This window comes from Schaalia suimastitidis DSM 15538 (assembly GCF_000429105.1).
GTDB classification, from domain to species: domain Bacteria; phylum Actinomycetota; class Actinomycetes; order Actinomycetales; family Actinomycetaceae; genus Pauljensenia; species Pauljensenia suimastitidis.
Map to the genome: position 1 here is coordinate 117,454 of NZ_KE386848.1, position 19,793 is coordinate 137,246.

Here is a 19,793-nt window from a genome sequence, read left to right on the forward strand (position 1 = left end):
ATCACAGTCCGGCCTTTGCGTCTTCGGTACGAGGCGGAGCGGCCTTCGCGGTCAAGGTGCCGAGGCGTTTGTTGCTCCGCGGGAAAATATGCGACAAATGGGGGAGCCTGACACTCCTGCCTGGGAGCTTGGGCCGTACTGTCTGGCGGTACAGCACTGCTGTCAGGGGTGTAGCGCTACTGCCTATGGCCTCGAAAAGTAATGACGGGACCCGGGACGACGAAAGATCATTGTCGCGCCAATGTCGCTTGCGCCGTCAGCGAAATACCGGCCGTTGGGCAGGAGGGGTTGTACTAAAGACGGTAGGTTAAGAGACAGCGAAATGGCTTCAGTCCGAAGTGGAGGAAAACGTGAGCCACGAAATCACCGCCCATGGCGGTACTCAAAACCCCGTTGGATTGGGAGATGCCGTCTACCAGCGTCTGCTTCAGGAACGCATTATTTGGCTAGGCGGCGAAGTACGTGACGAAAACGCCAATGCCATCTGCGCACAGATGCTGCTGCTCGCCGCAGAAGACCCAGATAAAGATATCTACCTGTATATCAATAGCCCTGGCGGCTCTGTCACAGCCGGTATGGCAATCTATGACACGATGCAGTACATCAAGCCTGACGTGGTGACCGTTGGGATGGGATTGGCGGCCTCGATGGGCCAATTCCTTCTCACTGCAGGTGCTCCGGGTAAACGCCTGATCACCCCACATACGCGTGTGCTTCTGCACCAGCCACTGGGTGGAGCCGGCGGTAGTGCTACGGAGATCCGCATCAACGCTGACCTCATTTTGAAGATGAAGCGTGAACTGGCGGAGATTACCGCGGCACGCACCGGAAAAACGGTGGAGCAGGTTGAAGCTGACGGTGACCGTGACCACTGGTTCAGTGCCTACGAGGCCCTGGAGTACGGCTTCGTTGATCGTGTTGTCGAACACCCGCAGGAAATTGGCCACCGCGCCGAGAATGGAGCCAACTAATGAGCACCCGCCCATATTTCGAGGCTGTGGCACGTCAACTTCCGCAAGCACGGTATGTGTTGCCAAATTTTGAAGAGCGCACCGCCTACGGCTTTAAACGACAAGACCCGTACGCCAAGCTCTTTGAGGACCGCATCGTTTTCCTCGGTGTGCAAGTGGATGACGCCTCAGCAGACGACGTCATGGCTCAGCTGCTGGTCCTTGAATCGCAAGACCCCGATTCGCTGATCACCATGTATATCAACAGCCCCGGCGGTTCCTTCACCGCAATGACGGCCATCTACGACACAATGCAATACATTAAGCCGCATGTGCAGACCGTCTGCCTTGGACAGGCAGCCTCAGCTGCCGCTGTTCTACTTGCAGCAGGTTCACCAGGCAAACGGTTGGCGCTACCAAATGCGCGCGTGCTGATCCACCAGCCCGCGATGGAAGGTATGCACGGACAGGCAAGCGACATTCAAATCGTCGCCGACGAAATTGACCGTATGCGTGTATGGCTGGAAGAAACCATTTCTGCGCACTCGGGCACGCCACTGGAGCAGGTTCGCCGCGATATTGAGCGTGACAAGATCCTTTCTGCCACCCAGGCCCTTGAATATGGGCTCATTGATCAGGTTCTCACCTCGCGTAAAGGCGCCTGATTCGGCGTTGTCGCAGGCCGAGGCGGGCGGTGTACTTCCCACATCCGTGGGGTCGCCGCCCGCCTCGCACATATAACGGCTGGTATTGCCGTGGTGACGCACAAGACGTGATATTGGCGTGCCGATGAGCGCAAAGGCGCGCCTGACATTATGCTGGCTTCAGACATACGGCTGCACCGCGCGGCTTTAATCCATTGGGAGGAACGCAGTGAGTCGACTGACTGACGGCGCAGAACTGTTGAAGTGCTCATTTTGTGGAAAGAGCCAAAAGCAGGTTCGTAAACTCATAGGCGGCTCAGGCTCCTATATCTGCAATGAATGTGTCGAACTATGTAACGAAATCATTGCCGAAGAGCTTGCAGGTGACAGCACAGGCGACGATACCCCATTGCCCAAGCCACGAGAAATCTACGCCTACCTTGACTCGTGGGTCATTGGCCAAGAACGGGCAAAGAAAGCCCTTTCGGTTGCTGTCTACAACCACTACAAACGGATTCGTAGCCGTGAAGCCGGGCACGAAGAAAATATGCTGGGCACCAAGTCCAATATCCTTCTTCTTGGCCCCACAGGTACCGGTAAAACCCACTTAGCCCGTTCCCTTGCTTCCCTCCTTCGTGTGCCCTTCGCAATCGTGGATGCGACTGCGCTCACGGAAGCAGGGTATGTCGGTGAAGACGTTGAAAATATCCTCTTACGGTTGATCCAAGAAGCCGGAGGCGATATTAAGAAGGCAGAACGCGGCATTATTTACGTCGACGAAATCGACAAAATTGGCCGCAAAGCCGAAAGTGCCTCCATTACTCGTGACGTTTCCGGTGAGGGTGTCCAGCAAGCCCTGCTGAAAATCATCGAAGGTACCGTTGCCTCGGTACCGCCGCAAGGTGGGCGTAAACACCCCCATCAGCAATTTTTGGAGATCGACACCTCCGGTATTCTCTTCATTGCGGCAGGTGCATTCGCTGGCATTGAAGAAGTCGTGAAGCAACGTCTGGGACAGCGTTCCACCGGTTTTGGTACGGACCTGAAGTCCGCCTCGGAAATGGGTGATCTGTACGAGGCTGTCACCCCTGAAGACCTCCACAAATTCGGGATGATTCCCGAATTTATTGGTCGCCTGCCGGTGCTGACCTCAACCAAAGAACTGTCAGAAGAAGACCTCACACGTGTGCTGACCGAACCAACGAATTCCCTGGTGGGCCAGTACCAGCACCTTTTCGAGCTTGACGGGATTGATCTGGAGTTTACTCACGAGGCGTTGCTGGCCATTGCTGCACAAGCGAACGAGCGGCGCACGGGTGCGCGTGGACTATCCTCCATTATGGAAAAAACCCTGTCTGACCTGATGTTTGACCTGCCGAGCCGTGACGATGTGGGGACCGTCGTCATCACCGGTGACGCGGTCCTAGGTGTGGGCGAACCTGAGTTACACGCTGAACGTCGTGCAGGGATACGCAGTGCCTAGGTGCGCGGCACCCTAAAGGCATATAGAAAGGGGAGGGCAATGGAGACACCTCAGTTACCTGCTGAGCTGCTTGAAGCGCGTGCAACGATAGACAATATTGACGCTGCCCTGATCCATATCCTGGCTGAGCGTTTTCGCTGCACCAAGCAGGTGGGGCATATCAAGGCACGCTACGATTTACCGCCTGAAGATCCTCAACGTGAGGCACGCCAGGTGGTGAGAATGCGCGCGCTTGCCGAAGAATCGGGCCTTGATCCAGATTTTGCCGAGAAATTCCTTGCCTTTATGGTGACCGAGGTGATCCGGCACCACGAAGATATTAAACAGGCGTATCACACGCGCCATCGCTAACCGTCACTCGTAGGCATAGCGCCTGTGGACGGAATGCTTGACGTGCCCTAAAGCACCATTGCGGCAATCCACCCTGCGATAAGCAAGGGGATATTGAAGTGAATAAAGGTGGGGATCACTGTGTCACTCATGTGGTCATGTTGCCCATCGACATTCAAACCAGCTGTCGGTCCCAGTGTGGAGTCTGAGGCTGGCGAGCCAGCATCACCCAGAGCACCTGCCGTGCCCACGATAGCCACGGTCGCCATGGGGCTAAAGCCCATCGCCACACACAGTGGCACGTAGATCGCCGTAATAATGGGAAGCGTAGAAAAGGACGAGCCGATACCCATCGTGATCACCAGACCCACGAAAAGCATCGCGAAAGCAGCACCAGCGCGGTTACCTTGGAAAAGATCCGCCGAAGCTTGAACCAGCGGCTCGATTGCGCCGGTAGCCTTCATTACCGACGCGAAACCATTAGCGGTGATCATGATGAGGCCAATAAGAGACATCATGCGCATACCGCCGGTAAAAACGTGGTCAGCATCCTTCCATTTCACGGCGCCAGTTCCCACAAATAGCAGCAAGCCAACTAAGGTTCCTACTAGCATGGGATCGGCCTGAGAACCAGCGACAGCCAGCCACGTTTGCAGTGCCACGCATACGATAATGGCAATGATCGCAACGGTCACCTTACGTGGATCAATGATGGTCCGTTCGCTCATCTCTTCGACCTCAACGACCTCGTAATCGCGGGGCGACCGGTAGGTGACAAAGAGCGCTGCAAGCAAACCTAGGACCATACCAAGGGCTGGAATACCCATTGCCAAAAGAGGGTTGACCGCAGAAACGTCCAGACCGGCCTCGCCAATGAATTTATACAGCAGGTCATAGAGGAAGATCCGGCCAAAACCAATAGGGAGGAACATATAGGTGGTGACTAAGCCAAAGGTGAGGGCACAGGCAATAGCGCGCCGGTCAATACGTAGGCGCGTCATGACGACCAATAGCGGTGGAATAAGCAGAGGGATGAAGGCGATATGGATGGGAATGAGGTTCTGACTCATAATGGCCATGGCGACGATGCCGCCAATAATGCCCCATTTTGTCCATCGGGCGCGTCGCTCGGCGCGCGACTGGTCAGGATTGTCGAGTTTGGCAATGAGCCAGTCGGCAAGGAGCTGAGGGAGCCCAGAGTGGGCAACTGCCATCGCGAAAGCTCCAAGCAACGCGTAGGACAGTGCGATCTTCGCCCCACCGGCCAAGCCATCTTGGAATGCGACCATCGTGTCACTTAAGCCCAAGCCAGCGACGAGGCCGCCGACTAAGGCACCAAGGAATAGCGAAATCACGACGTGGACGCGCAGAATCGCCAAGGCCAGCATGACAAGGACTGCGATAACTACCGCATTGAGAAGCACACGAACTCCTGAAGGTGAAGGGAAGCAGGGGGGGCAGGAAAGATATAGTAAATATTAGGCGAGTTCTGCGTCGCGAGCGATTGCCGCATCGACAGCGTGGATAAGGGCCGTATTGAGACCCGCCTCCTCGGCAGCGAGCAGCCCCGCGATAGTGGTCCCACCCGGCGAGGTCACCTGATCGATCAGTTGCGCAGGTTGGGTACCTGATTCAAGGCTGTGAAGGCACAGCTGTGCACTCCCAGCCAATGCTTGGGCGGCTATCGTTGTCGAGGCCGATTTACTTAACCCATGTTTGACACCAGCACGCGCCAAAGTGTCAATAATTTGGAAGGTCCATGCGGGTGAGCAGCTGGCGAGAGCTTGGAAGGCAGGGAAATCCTTTTCGTCGAGGGCGATTGTTCGCCCGACAAAGCCCATTAATGTGGTGACTGCATCGATTTGTGCCCTGGAGGCAGCGTCGGAACAGATGGCAGACATTGACAGACCAATTTGCGCATTGACATTGGGCATGACGCGGACAACGGGGACTGCCGCCCCAAAATCGCTGATGATGGCATCGATGGTGCGCCCTGCTGCAATGGAAGCAACAGCAATATTGCGTTCTTTCACAGTCGAAGCGATATCGGCAATGACTTCGCGTTGGATGTGGGGTTTGACGCCAAGGAAAACCAAGTCGACCTGTGAGGCTAGCGTCGCATTATTGCGGGCAGGAGTTGCGCCGATCTCTTCGGAAAGGGCAACAGCTGCAGAGAAATTTCTGTCTGCTAGGACGAATGTTGAGGCGTCTGCGCCTGCACGTACAGCGCCGCGGAGGATGGCAGAGACCATGGCACCTGTGCCAATAAAGCCAATACGCATTGCACTACTCCTTCGAATCCACATGCGGTTTACCAACGCTTGACATATACCATAATCAATGGCGGCATTCGTGTGCCCGCAGCGTCCACATTACGCATCGGGCGTTGCCACACCATTACAGGTGCGTGCTGGCAGACCAGCATCCGTCTCGGACACTAGTGGTGTTCGCAGGATGCTCGGCTGCCCGCGCCTGGCTGCGCACTCGTCGCCGGGGCACCTGGCTGGATTCTCACCGCACTTCCCTGGCCGCTGCCTTTGCCGACGGCGCGGCCGTCGCCTCGCCATCCCGTCACCGAGTTGCGCCGTTGCCTCGCCGCGCTGTCACCCGCGAATGCACCCGATCCCGCCGCCGCGCAGGGCGATGGCGGGATCGGGCAGGTGTTAGCGGCGGTTCCCGAAGATCGAGCGCGTAATTTGACGACCGAGCTGTGAACTGGCTGAACGTACTGCGCTAGTGAGTGCCTTTTCAAAAAGACTTGTGCGTTTCTCTGCTGCCTTCCGAGCAGCGGCTGCTTCACGTTCTGCTGCCCGCTCAGCTGCGCGCGCTTCACGTTCCGCCTCCTTCGCGGCAGCGCGTTCGTCACGCTCCCGCTGGCGGGCCTCCTCCTTAGCCAGGCGCTCCGCCTCTTTCGCTTCCAACGCAGCTTGCTCCGCCTCGGCCCGTATCTGCTGGGCTTCCTCGATGCGACCAGTGAGGATTTCCGTAGCTGACTCAGGGTTTACGGCATCACGGTAGCGTTCAGCCAAGGCAGATGATGAGGCAATGGAAGAGACGATATCTGGAGCGGCAGGGCCCATCACCGAGGCTGGTGCCCACAGGCGTGTTGGCGCCACCGGTGTTGGCTGCCCCTTCGGTCCAAGTACCGTCACAATGGCCTCACCAGTACCCAGAGTAGTAAGCACCTCGTCTAAGGGCAGCGGTGTATGCGGGAAGGTGCGCACCGACTGTTCCAGTTTCGTTTGATCCTCGGGGGTGATTGCCCGCAGGCCATGTTGGATACGCGAACCCAATTGAGCCAAGACATCGGCAGGGATATCTTTCGGTGTCTGCGTGACAAATACGATGCCCACGCCTTTGGAACGAATGAGGCGAACCGTTTGGACAACCGTGCGAGTGAATTCTTTAGTGGCGTCCGCAAATAGGAGATGTGCCTCGTCAAAGAAGAACACCAGTTTGGGTACTTCGACGTCACCAACTTCTGGCAGTGAGGCGAAAAGATCAGCGAGCAGCCACATAATGACGGCACTGACCAATGCGGGCCTCGACTGGATATCGCCCACACCAAGGAGGGAGATCACACCGCGACCATCGTTGGCCTTGCGCAGGAGATCCGCAGTATCAAAACTGGGTTCACCGAAGAATTCGTCGCCACCTTGGGCTTCCAAGGCAGTCAGCGCCCGCAGGATGACGCCAGCTGTTGCTTTCGAGACGCCACCGATCTTTGCCAGCTCTTCTTTGCCGTCCTCGCCGGTAAGGTAGGTGATGACTGTCCGTAGGTCACCAGCGTCGACTAAGTCGAGGCCGTGCTCGTCAGCCCACGAGAAGATGAGCTGTAGGCACTGCTCCTGTGTGGTGTTGAGGCTGAGCGCGCGAGCCAACAAAATGGGGCCAAAATCCGTGATGCGGGCACGCACCGGGATGCCGTTAAATTGCACCTGCGCGCCACCCAGGCTGAGGAGCTCAACTGGGAAAGCCGCGGCCTGCCATGGTTGCCCATTTGTTTGGGTACGCTCGATGAGTTTGGGTGAGGGACTGCCTGCTTCAGCCAAACCGGTGAGGTCGCCTTTGACGTCACATAGGGCAACCGCGGCGCCCGCTGCTGACAAGCCTTCGGCGAGCAGTTGCAGGGTGCGGGTCTTTCCTGTGCCGGTTGCGCCAGCGACGAGGCTGTGGCGATTAAAGACCGCGAGCGGCATTTTTGTGCGAACGGCAGGTACCGTCACGCCCGAGTCAAGGAGGGTGCCCAGGACAATTGACGGGGCGTCGAAGCTGTAGCCGTCAGCTATCATCTGAGCAAATTCTGACAGCGGTGCCTGGGGTGTCGTTTGTGGGGCAGGGGCATCGGCTTGTAGTGCGGTGACATCTGCCTGGGGTGCTGTTTGCGAGGCCGGGGCGGCTGCTTCGGGCACGGCGTGCGAGGCGGTGGGATCTGGTGTGGGCACTGCGGTGTCCACCTGTGGAGCGGCAGTATCTTCCTGCAAGGGGAGGGTGTTGCCAGCTGGTTGCTGTGTGTCAGCTTCTGCGGGCGCAGGGACAGCAGAAGAGGCACTAAGAGCCTCAAGTGCAGCGCGCGCAGCGTCGGCGCGTGCGCGAGCTGCCTTTGCTTCGGCCTCAGCTGCGAGGGCTTCTGCTTGGGCGAGTTGGGCTTTGAGAGCTTCGATATCGTCAGTCACGAAAAGAAGTCTACGGCGAAGTACCATCACTGCGCATCACTGGATGCTGTGGAAAGCCCGCTGCAAATCCACAATGCTGAACCTCAACCCACGGTCGTTCACAAAAGGCTCGACTGGGACGCGACTGTGGGTGCTGTCGGCATACAGTGCCCCCATGACACGTGAACGCCGCATACAGCGTTTCACGCGGGCGGTCTATCAGGCTCAAAGCGGTGATGCCATCGACTGCGCCGCTGACGCTGAGCCCATTACTGTTGTCTCTGCACCTCCTTTAGGTGACGCCGAATCTGCTTTCTGCGGAACTGGTGCAATTTCCAGTGGCACCATCGGTCGGGCCAAAGATGGTGCCATCTTTCGGGCTGCTGAGGTCCCGATACGAAGTTGGCGCTTCCTGTACCAGACTCGGACCCTCGTTGTCGCCCTTATCGCGCTTGTCGTACTCGCTGGCCTAGGCGTACTACGCATAATGACATCACATTCCGTAACGCCCGACGGCACCTTAGTGCTAGCCCCAGCGGATGAGGCATCACTTACCCACTCCACAATCGACAATGGGGCCTCCACAGGCGAACAAGCCCCAAGTGATGACACTGCTAGCGAATTGGCGACACTAAGCCAGGACTATGGTTACCAACGCGACCAAGTGGCCACAGGCAATACGTCAGAGTTGGTCACTATTTACATCACAGGCGCGGTACATCGCCCAGGCATTGTTCACATCACCTCAGGTGCTCGCCTGTATGAAGCCATTGATATGGCTGGAGGGCTTACGGAGCACGCAAATCCAGCCAGCGTCAACCTCGCCCGCACGATCGTTGACGGGGAGCATATCGTAGTGGCGGCGCACGGTGAAACAGTCATCCCAACGGTAGGCTCTCCACACCAGGCGGGCTCTGCACAAATCCCCAACACATGCGTTGACCTCAACACTGCAGATGCTGAGACCCTCCAAGAACTTGACGGAATCGGCCCAGCATTGGCAGAGCGCATCGTCACCTATCGCACCACTCATGGCCCTTTCACTTCTTTGAGCGATGTCGATGCTATTGCGGGAATTGGACCGGCATTGATAGCGCGTATCGGCGCAGGTACCTGTCAACAGTAGGTCGCCATGTCCTCGCCACAACGCCCGCCACGCGCCCGAGTTGGGGACTGTCGACTCTTTGGTGTTGCTATCGTGTGCTGGCTGTCAATGTGGGCGGGTTGTCGCGGCATTGTGGATCCGGCGCAGATGCCGACCTTCCTGATGAACATCACCCTTGGTGCCTGCGCATTATCTGGCCTGTTGATTGTCCACTGGCGGCACAGACGATACCAGGGGCGTCACATGTCACAACAGATACCGTCACTGCGTTTAAGTGTCGCCGTGCTAGTGGGCACCTCAGCGATCACCTTGAACGTGGGCAGTGTCGCATACTGGAAAGCGCGTGAAGACCCACTGTCAGCAGTACCCAGCGGTACCGCGGTACATGTTGACGCGGTACTCACCTCAGACCCCGCACCGCTACCGTGGGGGAGTGGGTGGAGCGCCTCGGCACGCAGCACAGCACTTATCGACGAGGCCGGGGCAACGTGGGTGAGCGATTGCGTGCTGCGCCTGCGTGACAGCGGGCACGAACGCTACTTCCGCGGTGACCACCTGCGAATGAGCGGCACGCTGGACCGGAGTGATGCTACTAACGCCCACCACATCGGGACGCTGGACGTCACGCACCTCGAATTACGGGCGCGCCCCCAAGGAGTGGGGGCGATTGCTCGAAGCGTGGTGCTTGCGCTAGAAAGCGCAATCGTCGGGGTGGAGCCAGATGCAGGCGCCATCATCGTGGGCATGTCAGTAGGCAATACAGCCTTGATGAGCTCTGAAATGAAAACCACGATGCGCAATAGTTCTCTTGCTCACCTCACCGCTGTGTCTGGAATGCACCTGTCGATACTGATTGGATGCCTGACTGCCCTTGTGCCGCGACGGTATCTGAAACTCAGTGCGATAGTGATGACAACAGTGGTGCTGCTGCTTGTGGTCGGACCACAACCCTCGCTTGTGCGTGCGAGTGCGATGACATCGATGACACTGGTGGCCATGGCGATGCGTCGGCATGGACAGCCGCTAGCCTCCCTGTCGGCAGTGACGATTGGCATTCTGCTTCTTGACCCATGGGCGAGCCACTCCTGGGGTTTCGCATTGTCGGTGGTGGCAACGTGGGCGGTCATTGGCCCGGCGAGGCGTTTGAGCGCATGCGTAATGTCCCTACTTCAATCCGCCCACCCCAGGGACAGTCCACGGCTCAAACGTGTCGGGCGCGCTTTCGCCCGACAAATGCCGCTACCAGCACGTGGCTCGCGATGGGCAGAGCCCCTCGTGTCTGTTGCTGCTATCTCGCTGTGCGCTCAATGCGCGACAGGGCCACTGATTGTGATGATGAGCGGTCGGTTCCCACTGTGGGGCATGATTGCTAACGTGCTGGCTGCACCTGCAGTTGCACCTGCGACTCTCCTGTGTGTTCTCGCCGCCGCCTTGGCCGTGCCCTTTCCTGGGGTGGCCGCAGCGTGTGCCCACGCCGCCTCGTATTTCACCCAGTGGATCGTGACCGTGGCGCACGCGGTATCTTCCTTGCCTGCCTCAACGATTGAAGTGCCTGGCGGTGGCATCACAATGGGTGCCGTACTCGTCGTTGGTGGTGTCACATGGTGCCTTCAGCGGATAAGAAGCGCCGCTGTGCGCATCACATGAGTGCGCCGACGTTGTTGGGGCGTGACATTACCTCAAGGCCGTGGCACAGTGCCCCACATGTGGGAAGAACATGCCACACTAGGAGGCGATATTTCTCGATTGAAAGCGGACCCCGGATGGCCACACGCACTTCGCGCACGAAGACACCGCAGGCTGCCTCGATCTCCCTGGCGCCCATCGTGGTGATCAGGGGTTCAGAGGAACTTCTTGCAGATAGGGCGCTGTCTCGTCTACGCGCACTGGCTCTTCAGGAAGACCCTGCTGTTGAGCGTGAGGAGCTTCAAGCAGCAACCTATCAAGCCGGTCAGCTCTTTGTCGTCACTTCGCCTTCACTCTTTGGAGAATCACGTTTCATCACTATTCCTGACCTTGAAACGCTCAGTGACCAGATGATGGCTGACCTACTGGAATACGCGAAAGAACCGGCACCGGATGTGTGGCTCGTCATGCGTCATCCCGGCGGGAACGCTCGAGGGAAGAAGCTTCTTGATGTGCTAGCTCAAAGCGGCTATCCGATAATCGCAGCTGACCCTTTGAAATGGGATTCAGATAAATTGGCATTACTCGCCGCGGACGCCAAGGCAGCGGGACGCACCCTCGAGGGTGAGGCTGCACAGCTCCTTGTTGACGCACTGGGTTCTGACGTTGCCTCTATGGCTGCAGCGCTTGCTCAACTTCTTTCGGATGTTGAGGGGACCATTACCGTTGAGGACGTGAAGCGGTATCACAGTGGCAGAGTTGAGGCGACCGGATTTGAGGTAGCCGACGCCGCAGTTGAAGGACGCAGCGCCGAGGCTCTTACTCTCCTTCGTCATGCACTTGCAACGGGCTTAAACCCGGTGCCGATTGTGGCCGTGCTTGCGCTGAAAATTCGGCAGATTGCGCGTGTGATGGTGTCTGCCTCTGCGTCGCCGCACAGCTTGGGGATGAGCCCGCGGCAACTCCAAAATATCCGACGTCAAGCCCGATCGTGGAATGATCAGCGTCTGGCCGCTGCGGTTGAAGCAATTGCATGTGCTGACGAAGAAGTGAAAGGTGCGTCGAAGGATCCTGAACGTGCCGTTGAAAAAGCGGTGATCACCGTGTGTCGATTGAGTCGCGCATGAAAGACACGTGTAGCCGAGAAACAGCACGGAGTGCTGCTCAAAATGGCGGTGGAATGCACGGTGATGGGATTGGGTGTGCCATTCAGGTCAGGCGTGCCGACAACGATGATCTCGCTTTCATTCACCGTATTCGCTGCGAGGAGGTCACCCATGGACTGTCCTACTGGGAGGAAGAGGTGCCAAGCCTCGACGACACGCGCCGTTGGGTGAAGCAGCATCAGGAACACGGCATTGTCCTCATTGCCGAGGCTGACTCAGGTGACGGGGTGCGCCTGCCTTTCGGATGGGCCGCTCTTGGCCAATGGAGCGCATTAAGCGGATACCGTCACACACGAGAGGTGTCGATTTATGTCGATGCTTGTGCGCGCGGCGCCGGAGTGGGACGTATCCTTTTGGAAGCGTTGATTGCCCATGCGCGCTCTTTAGGGGTTCATACCCTGCTATCACTGATCGAATCCAGAAACGTGGCCTCGGTGCGTCTGCATGAGCGCTGCGGATTTCGTGTGGTCGGAACGGCGCGCCACATGGGAAGAAAATTCGATCAGTGGCTTGATCTGACGTTTGCTCAGTATGTCTTTGAGTGACAGTAGTGGGCGAGTAAAGGTAATGGGCGGGGAGCCTTTCGGCTCGTCCGCCCACTCAAAGTCGGAGAGAATAACTCAGCCGAGTGAAGCAACGCGACGTGCAAGCTTTGACTTGCGGTTCGCTGCTTGGTTCTTGTGGATAACGCCCTTAGAAACAGCCTTGTCCAGCTTGCGTGAGGCGACACGCAGGGCTTCAACTGCAGCTTCCTTGTCGCCGGCTTCGACAGCTTCGCGAGCCTTGCGCACAAGGGTCTTGAGTTCGGACTTCACTGCCTGATTACGCAGGCGGCGCTTCTCGTTGGTGCGGATCCGCTTGATCTGGGACTTGATATTTGCCACAGTCGGATGACTCCTTGATTTCGATCTGACAGGTCGGTGAGGGCTGTGTCTGAACCGGGACTGGGACGTGGGGACATCCGCAAACGGTTCCGACCAGACCCCCTGCCCGACCAGGCTGGGAGTCCGACCGACAACATTAGCACCTCATATGCCTTCAATCCAAGTGGCGAAAGGTGAAAACTGGCGTGAAGAGGGTCACCGTCGCCAGTATGGCATTCGCCTGTCAAGCGTATTGGTCGTCCAGATGCCGCCAGCGTTAGCGGCACCTGCCGAGCCGCTATCCGTCGGCACGTGCCACCTGCCTGGCCGTTATCCGTCGGCGCGTGCCACCTGCCGAGCCGCCGCCTCTACCATCTGTGCCCCTGGCTATCCGCCCTACAAGGGCGGCTAGGCAGCGCGAGTATCCTTTGCCTTGCGTGCCGCCCTAATTGACGTTGCGAGCGTGCGCGGTCACTGCCTCGACAATTGCCTCAAAGGTGCTGCGCGGTAAAATTGCGCCTTCGCGCCGAATATCCCCCTGAGGAACCCGAAGCACGCGATCGATACGCACTTCGGAAGGGCGTCGCTGCGGATCCCACTCACCTGCACCAATATCGAACCAAAAGCGGCCAGCACGTGCTTCTTGCTCGGCGTCCCTGTCGTGATCCTTCGATGTCATTTGAAGGACGTAGACACCGCCAGCGTCTCGGGCAAGAACCACCACCGGGCGATCTTTTCCTCTGGACGGGTCATCCTCATAAGGAATCCAGGTCCACACAACCTCCCCTGGATCAGCATCCCCGTCACGATGAGGGTCGTAGGTGACGCGGCTAAGAGCCATGCGCGTATCTACCTGATATACGCCATTTGACGAGGCCGATTCGGATGCCGCATCACCGTGGGTTTTCGACGCTGACTGCTGTGCGCGTCGCGGCCTAGGGGTTGGCACCGTTGATAGGGGGCCTTGCTTTTGGTGACGTGTGAAGGCGCCATCAATGAGTGCGCTAAGCAGGCGAGTCACAAAATTCGACATAGATACATGCTGGCCCTATCTGCCTGCTTCTGTCCACAGGGACGCAATCTTCGGCGCTGTATCCACAGATGACGTTGTGGCTCTGCCAGTAATGCGCTGCAGATGCGAGGCTTACGGAAAGGCATAAGCAAGGAGGCGAAAATGTCCACGACTACTCGTAAAAGAAGGCGCACAAATCGCACTGCAGGTGCTCAACGTGTTGAAACGAATCGGCCACATCGGCACGGCGCGCCGCTGCTCCATATCGATGGGTATGACAGGCGCGAAATTCGCCTCGCTGAACGTGCGGCGCTTTCCGGTGACTATGACACTGCCATAACAACTCTCGAAGCCGTTATTGCTGCTGAAGATCTGCCCACTCGCCTCAAAGTACATCTGTTGAAAACCCTGGTTGATTGGTGTGCGCAGGATGAGCGGTGGGCTGAGGCCGGGCGACACGCAAGCCGCGGCGCTGCATTAGCGTGTGCAGAACTGGAGGAGAACGATGAACTCACCTTCGTTGCGCGCAACGCAGATCTGTACTGGAAATGTATTAACGGCTATGCCTTAGCCGCAAAACGGGAATATCCGCGCCTCATTGCTGACGTCACTGCAGCGCTGGGTGCGGACCATCCACTGACCCATGCCGCTCGCAATAACTCAGCGATGCCCTACAAATATTGTTCAGACTTCAAGGAAGCAGCAAATATCTACCGCGACCTCGCCCAGGACATGCGCGATCAGGTGGGGCCACGCGATATCTTCCTTCACACCGTGTATATGAATCTTGCTGAAACACTTGCCTTAGCAGGACAAATTGCCGACTCAAATAAGGTCTATGAGGACCTCCTTGCTGACCTGCTGGATTATCGACAGCCTGACGACGAAATGGTCCTGAGTATCCGCCACGAAATCGCTGGCAATGTCTTTGCACAAGGCAATATTGACGAGGCGTTACAGCTGTGGGCACTCCTACGCAAAGACTGCCAACAGCACCTCGGAAACCACCATCCGCTGACGATGCAACAACACGGCGTCTACCTCAGCGTACAGCTGGCAGAAGAAAACTGGAGTGAAGCAAAGAATACGTGCGAACTCATCCTGAATGCGCCCAAAAGCGCTGCCTCACCCGGGTGGTTTGACGAGATTGAAACGCTTGCAGCTGTGGTTGCGCATTTTGAGGCAGAACCTGACCTCCTTCAGTAACGGCGCATGGTCTTGTCGCTGGGTCACGCGGTGACACGAGCGGCAATGTGCGCCACATAGCACTGTCCCGGTTGGCAATTCAGTAAGGAAAAATGGGACGATAGTGGCACTGTCCATTTTCTCGGAGGTCCTCGTTGTCCCCCATTCCTAGCGCCGAACAGCACACGTCGATCACTCCTGCGCATACATCGCAGGAGAAGATCCGTAACTTCTGCATTATTGCGCATATTGACCACGGAAAATCCACACTGGCTGACCGAATGCTCCAACTGACCGGTGTTGTCGAGACGCGCGATATGAGGGACCAATACCTCGACCGCATGGATATCGAACGTGAACGTGGGATCACCATTAAGTCACAGGCAGTGCGCATGCCGTGGGCTGTGGGTGAACAGGCTTACGCCCTCAACATGATCGACACACCGGGGCACGTGGATTTCACCTACGAAGTGTCACGGTCACTGGCAGCATGTGAAGGCGCCGTCCTTTTGGTGGATGCCGCCCAAGGTATCGAAGCGCAAACCCTGGCCAATCTTTACCTGGCCATGGAAAACGATCTTGTGATCATTCCAGTGCTCAACAAAATAGACCTTCCCGGTGCACAGCCAGAGAAATACGCCAGTGAAATTGCGCAACTCATTGGCTGCGACGAAGATGACGTCCTCAAAGTCTCAGGCAAAACCGGGCAAGGTGTCCCCGAACTCCTTGACCGCATTGTCGAACTGGTCCCGCCACCCGCAGGTGATCCGCAGGCTGCCACGCGCGCCATGATCTTCGACTCGGTCTACGACACCTACCGTGGGGTCGTCACCTATGTGCGTGTCGTTGACGGGCGTTTGTCAACCCGCGCCAAAGTGCGGATGATGTCAACTGGCGCCACCCACGAACTACTGGAAATTGGCGTGATCTCGCCCGAGCCTCGTCCATCGGACGGTATCGGTGCCGGAGAAGTCGGCTACCTCATCACCGGCGTGAAAGACGTGCGCCAATCAAAGGTGGGTGACACGGTGACCAGCCAAGTGCGCGGCGCAGAGGTGCCGCTGGCAGGCTACCAGGATCCCAAACCCATGGTCTTTTCTGGTATCTACCCTGTTGACGGCTCTGACTTCCCGGACCTACGTGACGCACTCGAACGCCTGCAACTCAATGATGCGGCACTGACCTATGAGCCAGAATCCTCAGCAGCCCTTGGTTTTGGTTTCCGCTGCGGCTTCCTTGGTCTTCTTCACCTTGAAATCGTGCGTGAACGACTTGAACGCGAATTTGGTCTGGACCTTATCGCCACCGCTCCGAACGTTGTGTATACCGTCACCGCTGAAGACGGAAGTATTACCACCGTCGACAATCCGTCAGAATTTCCTGAAGGGAAAATCTCTGAGGTGCGTGAACCAGTTGTCAACGCCACCATTTTGACCCCCACAGAGTTCACTGGCACTGTCATGGAACTGTGTCAGGAACGCCGCGGCGCGATGAAAGGTATGGATTACCTGTCCGAAGATCGCGTCGAGATTCACTACAACCTTCCGCTGGCCGAAATTGTCTTCGACTTCTTCGACCAACTCAAGTCACGGACACGTGGATATGCCTCCCTTGATTATCAGGAATCCGGCGACCAAGCTGCTGATTTGGTGAAGGTCGATATTTTGCTCAACGGTGAGAGGGTGGATGCTTTCAGCGCAATCGTCCACAAAGACGCTGCCTATTCCTACGGGGTGCGCATGACCAAACGTTTGAAGGAACTCATTCCCCGGCAACAATTCGAAATCCCCGTCCAAGCGGCCGTCGGTGCGCGCGTGATATCGCGTGAAACCATACGCGCCCTGCGTAAAGATATGCTCGCCAAATGCTACGGCGGCGATATTACGCGTAAACGCAAGCTGCTGGAGAAACAAAAAGAAGGTAAGAAACGGATGAAGGCAATTGGGCGCGTCGACGTCCCACAGGAAGCCTTCATCGCTGCGCTCACCTCGGATGTGCCGACGGGGAAGAAATGAGCGGAGAGGCTACCGGACCGCGCGCAGCGGCAGTGCCCGCGACCGCCTCGTCAATACGTCACGGAAACGATAGGCGGACGCTACGCGGCGGCGACCTCTACATGGCCCGCACGAAGTCTTTTACCCGGCGCTCACGTGAACTGCCACCGAATCTGCAGCGGACATGGCAAGCCCACGCCGACAAATTCGTGGTCCCCGTTGCCCGCGGTGACGGATATACCACAGTGGCCCCAGACTTTAGACTCGACCTCGGCGCCCTCTTTGGCAGGCAATGCGCAGTGACCGTCGAAATTGGTTCCGGCACTGGTGAGCAGGCAGTCCATGCTGCCAAAGCCAACCCTGACCGAGACTACCTGTGCTTCGAAGTCTGGGTGCCAGGGATCGCCAAATTGATGTCCAAAGCACTCGATGCGGGAGTGGACAATATCCGCGTTATCGAGGCTGACGCCCAACAGGCATTCCCCATTATCTTTGACGAGGCCACCATCGCAGAAGTGTGGACCTTCTTCCCAGATCCGTGGCGCAAATCCCGCCACCACAAGCGGCGCCTCGTCAGTGACGACTTCGCTAAAGACGTGGCGCGCGTATTGGTCGATGAGGGGGCGTGGCGCCTTGCTACCGACTGGGATAACTATGCCTGGCAAATGCGTGACGTCATTGAACGGGCTGACGACTTCGACAACCCTTACCTGGGACAACGGCCTGATCCTGCCGACAATGATCCGATGCGTGGGGGTTTCGCTCCACGGTGGCCAGGGCGCCTCATGACGCATTTTGAACGCCGAGGTATCGACCAAGGCCGCATATCCCACGACATTGTCGGTATCCGCAGGCCCCGTCATCTTGCGCAGTGAGCCCTCATCAGCCCAGCGGTAGCCCATGGCCGCGTGACGGACAGCTTGCCACGGCGTTGGCGGAAGTGGAACAACAGCGTCCACTGAGTCTTTATGTGCACGTGCCTTTTTGCACGGTGCGATGCGGATATTGCGATTTCAACACCTACACTGTGGGTTTTGGTCCTGGCGCCGACCTGGCAACCTACGCATCGACAGTTGCCAAAGAAATTGACCTTGCTGCCCAGGTGCTGAGCGAAGCGGGATTTCCTGCGCGCCCGGCGAGCACCCTCTTCTTTGGCGGCGGTACCCCCACGTTGTTAGAAGCGGACGATATCGCGCATATTCTTACCTGTGTGCGCACCACGATCGGAATTGCGTCAGGTGCAGAAATCACTGTTGAAGCCAACCCTGAGACTGTGACGCCGACGATGCTGCATACGCTTGCCCGAGCAGGTGTCACGCGTATTTCGCTGGGTATGCAATCAGCCGTTCCGCACGTTTTGCACACGTTGGAGCGCAGTCATCGGCCAGAAAAACTCCCACGCGTTGTTCAGTGGGTGCAACAAGAAGGTTTAGATATCTCCCTTGACCTTATCTATGGGACACCTGGTGAAAGCCTTGATGATTGGCGCACATCCCTTGAGGCGGCACTCGACATGTGCCCTGACCACATCAGCGCCTACGCCCTTGTCATCGAAGAAGGCACCAAGATGGCTGCCCAACTTGCTCGAGGCGAATTGACTGCACCCGACGCCGACGATGAAGCGGCAAAATATGAGCTGGCCGATCATCTTCTGAGTGCCAGTGGCTACCGTTGGTATGAGATTTCCAATTTCGCGCGTGAGGAAGCAGGGGAGGAACAGCTGGTAGCGACCCAGCTTCGGCACGCCTCGCAACACAACCTCGCGTATTGGCGTGACTGGGATTGGTGGGGATTTGGCCCAGGCGCCCACTCCCATGTTGGCCGTTACCGATGGTGGAATGTCAAACATCCGCGGGCTTATGCGGCGCGTTTAATGAACGGGGACAGTCCCGCTTACGCGGGGGAAACCCTTGACGAAGGCACGCGCGAATTTGAACGGATCATGTTGGCAGTGCGTACTGCCCAGGGGCTTGCTCTGCCTGGCGGGATGAAGCCGACTGCAGTTGCGGGCCTCCTTGCCGATGGACTCATTGACGAGGCCTGGGCTGCCTTGGGGCGTATCGTCTTGACGTTGCGGGGGCGGCTCCTGGCTGACTACGTCACAGGGGTGCTCACCGCCCATCTTGACTAGTGCCGAGGTATGCGGAGGTTTCTCAGGGGCGCTGCCAGGGTGTCGCCTGAGTGTCGAAATCCTCGCGCAGAAAAAGGGGAGTCAGCACGATAGAGTGGAGGGGACCGCAACCGTACGAAGGAGGACATGATGACTGTCGATCACGGCCCGAAACCCTACGTCGTTGATATTGAGAAAGTCACGCTTGATAACACCAACTACCGCACAACAGTGTGGACTGGTACAAATCTGCAGCTCACAGTAATGTGTATCCAACCTGGACACGATATTGGTCTGGAAATACACCAAGACCACGATCAATTCCTCCGCATCGAGTCAGGGCGCGGCCTCGTGCAGATGGGACCAGCTCAAGATCAGCTCACCTTTGAGATGGAAGCTGAAGACGATGACGCTATTTTTATCCCCGCTGGGTCATGGCACAACGTCACAGCGATAGGGGAGGAGCCACTTAAGGTGTACTCCATTTATGCGCCGCCGGAGCACCCACACGGCACCGTCCACGCCACCTACGACGAAGCAATGGCTGCCGAGCACGACCACTAAGCAGGTTGACCTCGTGGCGTGACCACGGGATATGTGCGTTCCTGAAGGAAGGGGCAGGTTCAAGTAAGAATCTGCCCCTTCTTTCCCGTATGCCTTCGCGGTCAAA

The 19,793-nt window shown here is 57.5% G+C and carries 19 protein-coding genes; 14 read left to right on the forward strand and 5 right to left on the reverse strand.

Going from position 1 to position 19,793, the window contains the following annotated elements; all coding sequences use genetic code 11:
* The first annotated feature begins 350 nt into the window (after positions 1 to 350).
* The 4 genes from G438_RS0107410 to G438_RS0107425 all read left to right on the forward strand — a co-directional run bounded on the left by G438_RS0107410 (position 351) and on the right by G438_RS0107425 (position 3,428).
* Positions 351 to 971 (forward strand): ATP-dependent Clp protease proteolytic subunit, encoded by a 621-nt coding sequence (locus G438_RS0107410; RefSeq protein WP_051259407.1) that lies wholly within the window; start codon positions 351 to 353, stop codon positions 969 to 971.
* Positions 971 to 1,615 (forward strand): ATP-dependent Clp protease proteolytic subunit, encoded by a 645-nt coding sequence (locus G438_RS0107415; protein WP_026460775.1) that lies wholly within the window; start codon positions 971 to 973, stop codon positions 1,613 to 1,615. The genes G438_RS0107410 and G438_RS0107415 overlap by 1 nt, the downstream gene beginning before the upstream one ends.
* Positions 1,616 to 1,823: 208 nt before the next feature.
* Positions 1,824 to 3,077: an ATP-dependent Clp protease ATP-binding subunit ClpX gene (clpX, locus tag G438_RS0107420; RefSeq protein WP_026460776.1), complete on the forward strand. Its 1,254-nt coding sequence runs from the start codon at positions 1,824 to 1,826 to the stop codon at positions 3,075 to 3,077.
* 39 nt (positions 3,078 to 3,116) lie between these two features.
* Positions 3,117 to 3,428, forward strand: coding sequence for a chorismate mutase (locus G438_RS0107425; RefSeq protein ID WP_051259408.1), 312 nt, complete (start codon positions 3,117 to 3,119; stop codon positions 3,426 to 3,428).
* A gap of 47 nt (positions 3,429 to 3,475) precedes the next feature.
* Here the strand turns inward: G438_RS0107425 and G438_RS0107430 are convergent, their stop codons facing one another.
* The 3 genes from G438_RS0107430 to G438_RS0107440 all read right to left on the reverse strand — a co-directional run bounded on the left by G438_RS0107430 (position 3,476) and on the right by G438_RS0107440 (position 8,110).
* Positions 3,476 to 4,831: a Na+/H+ antiporter family protein gene (locus tag G438_RS0107430; RefSeq protein WP_026460778.1), complete on the reverse strand. Its 1,356-nt coding sequence runs from the start codon at positions 4,829 to 4,831 to the stop codon at positions 3,476 to 3,478.
* 54 nt (positions 4,832 to 4,885) lie between these two features.
* Positions 4,886 to 5,689 carry a pyrroline-5-carboxylate reductase gene (proC, locus tag G438_RS0107435; RefSeq protein WP_026460779.1) on the reverse strand — a complete coding sequence of 268 codons (804 nt, stop codon included), beginning with the start codon at positions 5,687 to 5,689 and terminating at the stop codon, positions 4,886 to 4,888.
* A 381-nt stretch (positions 5,690 to 6,070) separates the two neighbouring features.
* Entirely contained in the window at positions 6,071 to 8,110 is a 2,040-nt protein-coding gene (locus G438_RS0107440) for a helicase HerA-like domain-containing protein (RefSeq protein ID WP_084403189.1), read from the reverse strand.
* 127 nt (positions 8,111 to 8,237) lie between these two features.
* Between G438_RS0107440 and G438_RS12065 the strand changes: the two genes are divergently transcribed.
* The 4 genes from G438_RS12065 to G438_RS0107460 all read left to right on the forward strand — a co-directional run bounded on the left by G438_RS12065 (position 8,238) and on the right by G438_RS0107460 (position 12,504).
* Positions 8,238 to 9,188: a ComEA family DNA-binding protein gene (locus G438_RS12065; protein WP_165569244.1), complete on the forward strand. Its 951-nt coding sequence runs from the start codon at positions 8,238 to 8,240 to the stop codon at positions 9,186 to 9,188.
* Between the two features lie 6 nt (positions 9,189 to 9,194).
* Positions 9,195 to 10,814, forward strand: a complete 1,620-nt coding sequence (locus G438_RS0107450) for a ComEC/Rec2 family competence protein (RefSeq protein WP_084403191.1) — start codon at positions 9,195 to 9,197, stop codon at positions 10,812 to 10,814.
* A 116-nt stretch (positions 10,815 to 10,930) separates the two neighbouring features.
* A complete protein-coding gene (gene holA / locus G438_RS0107455) occupies positions 10,931 to 11,920 on the forward strand; it encodes a DNA polymerase III subunit delta (protein WP_026460783.1) in 990 nt (329 codons plus the stop codon).
* Positions 11,917 to 12,504, forward strand: a complete 588-nt coding sequence (locus G438_RS0107460; protein ID WP_051259410.1) for a GNAT family N-acetyltransferase — start codon at positions 11,917 to 11,919, stop codon at positions 12,502 to 12,504. Before holA ends, G438_RS0107460 begins: the two co-directional genes overlap by 4 nt.
* Positions 12,505 to 12,579: 75 nt before the next feature.
* Here G438_RS0107460 and rpsT read toward each other — a convergent pair whose 3' ends face one another.
* Positions 12,580 to 12,843, reverse strand: coding sequence for a 30S ribosomal protein S20 (gene rpsT / locus G438_RS0107465; RefSeq protein ID WP_026460785.1), 264 nt, complete (start codon positions 12,841 to 12,843; stop codon positions 12,580 to 12,582).
* 148 nt (positions 12,844 to 12,991) lie between these two features.
* On the opposite strand from rpsT, the gene G438_RS12385 reads away from it, so the two are divergent.
* Positions 12,992 to 13,234, forward strand: a complete 243-nt coding sequence (locus G438_RS12385) for a hypothetical protein (RefSeq protein WP_131245837.1) — start codon at positions 12,992 to 12,994, stop codon at positions 13,232 to 13,234.
* 33 nt (positions 13,235 to 13,267) lie between these two features.
* Here the strand turns inward: G438_RS12385 and G438_RS0107470 are convergent, their stop codons facing one another.
* Positions 13,268 to 13,855, reverse strand: coding sequence for a type II toxin-antitoxin system PemK/MazF family toxin (locus G438_RS0107470; RefSeq protein WP_026460786.1), 588 nt, complete (start codon positions 13,853 to 13,855; stop codon positions 13,268 to 13,270).
* Between the two features lie 141 nt (positions 13,856 to 13,996).
* Here G438_RS0107470 and G438_RS0107475 point away from each other — a divergent pair, with 141 nt between their 5' ends.
* The 5 genes from G438_RS0107475 (at position 13,997) to G438_RS0107495 (ending at position 19,687) form a co-directional block, all read left to right on the forward strand.
* Positions 13,997 to 15,040 (forward strand): tetratricopeptide repeat protein, encoded by a 1,044-nt coding sequence (locus G438_RS0107475; RefSeq protein ID WP_026460787.1) that lies wholly within the window; start codon positions 13,997 to 13,999, stop codon positions 15,038 to 15,040.
* Positions 15,041 to 15,174: 134 nt separating this feature from the next.
* Positions 15,175 to 17,034, forward strand: coding sequence for a translation elongation factor 4 (lepA, locus tag G438_RS0107480; protein ID WP_026460788.1), 1,860 nt, complete (start codon positions 15,175 to 15,177; stop codon positions 17,032 to 17,034).
* A 101-nt stretch (positions 17,035 to 17,135) separates the two neighbouring features.
* On the forward strand, positions 17,136 to 17,888 hold the full coding sequence (gene trmB / locus G438_RS11365) for a tRNA (guanosine(46)-N7)-methyltransferase TrmB (protein WP_034285849.1): 753 nt from the start codon (positions 17,136 to 17,138) through the stop codon (positions 17,886 to 17,888).
* Positions 17,885 to 19,144, forward strand: coding sequence for a radical SAM family heme chaperone HemW (hemW, locus tag G438_RS0107490; RefSeq protein ID WP_026460789.1), 1,260 nt, complete (start codon positions 17,885 to 17,887; stop codon positions 19,142 to 19,144). The genes trmB and hemW overlap by 4 nt, the downstream gene beginning before the upstream one ends.
* 129 nt (positions 19,145 to 19,273) lie before the next feature.
* The gene (locus G438_RS0107495; RefSeq protein ID WP_084403192.1) at positions 19,274 to 19,687 is read left to right on the forward strand and encodes a cupin domain-containing protein; all 414 of its coding nucleotides are present in this window, start codon (positions 19,274 to 19,276) and stop codon (positions 19,685 to 19,687) included.
* The last annotated feature ends 106 nt before the right edge of the window (positions 19,688 to 19,793 follow it).

Coding starts and splice junctions, on each gene's coding strand:
- G438_RS0107415 (WP_026460775.1), top strand. CDS start 971: ATGAGCACCCGCCCATATTTCGAGGCTGTGGCACGTCAACTTCCGCAA.
- G438_RS0107425 (WP_051259408.1), top strand. CDS start 3,117: ATGGAGACACCTCAGTTACCTGCTGAGCTGCTTGAAGCGCGTGCAACG.
- proC (WP_026460779.1), bottom strand. CDS start 5,689: ATGCGTATTGGCTTTATTGGCACAGGTGCCATGGTCTCTGCCATCCTC.
- G438_RS0107440 (WP_084403189.1), bottom strand. CDS start 8,110: ATGGTACTTCGCCGTAGACTTCTTTTCGTGACTGACGATATCGAAGCT.
- G438_RS12065 (WP_165569244.1), top strand. CDS start 8,238: ATGACACGTGAACGCCGCATACAGCGTTTCACGCGGGCGGTCTATCAG.
- G438_RS0107450 (WP_084403191.1), top strand. CDS start 9,195: ATGTCCTCGCCACAACGCCCGCCACGCGCCCGAGTTGGGGACTGTCGA.
- holA (WP_026460783.1), top strand. CDS start 10,931: ATGGCCACACGCACTTCGCGCACGAAGACACCGCAGGCTGCCTCGATC.
- G438_RS0107460 (WP_051259410.1), top strand. CDS start 11,917: ATGAAAGACACGTGTAGCCGAGAAACAGCACGGAGTGCTGCTCAAAAT.
- G438_RS12385 (WP_131245837.1), top strand. CDS start 12,992: ATGCCTTCAATCCAAGTGGCGAAAGGTGAAAACTGGCGTGAAGAGGGT.
- G438_RS0107470 (WP_026460786.1), bottom strand. CDS start 13,855: ATGTCGAATTTTGTGACTCGCCTGCTTAGCGCACTCATTGATGGCGCC.
- G438_RS0107475 (WP_026460787.1), top strand. CDS start 13,997: ATGTCCACGACTACTCGTAAAAGAAGGCGCACAAATCGCACTGCAGGT.
- trmB (WP_034285849.1), top strand. CDS start 17,136: ATGGCCCGCACGAAGTCTTTTACCCGGCGCTCACGTGAACTGCCACCG.
- G438_RS0107495 (WP_084403192.1), top strand. CDS start 19,274: ATGACTGTCGATCACGGCCCGAAACCCTACGTCGTTGATATTGAGAAA.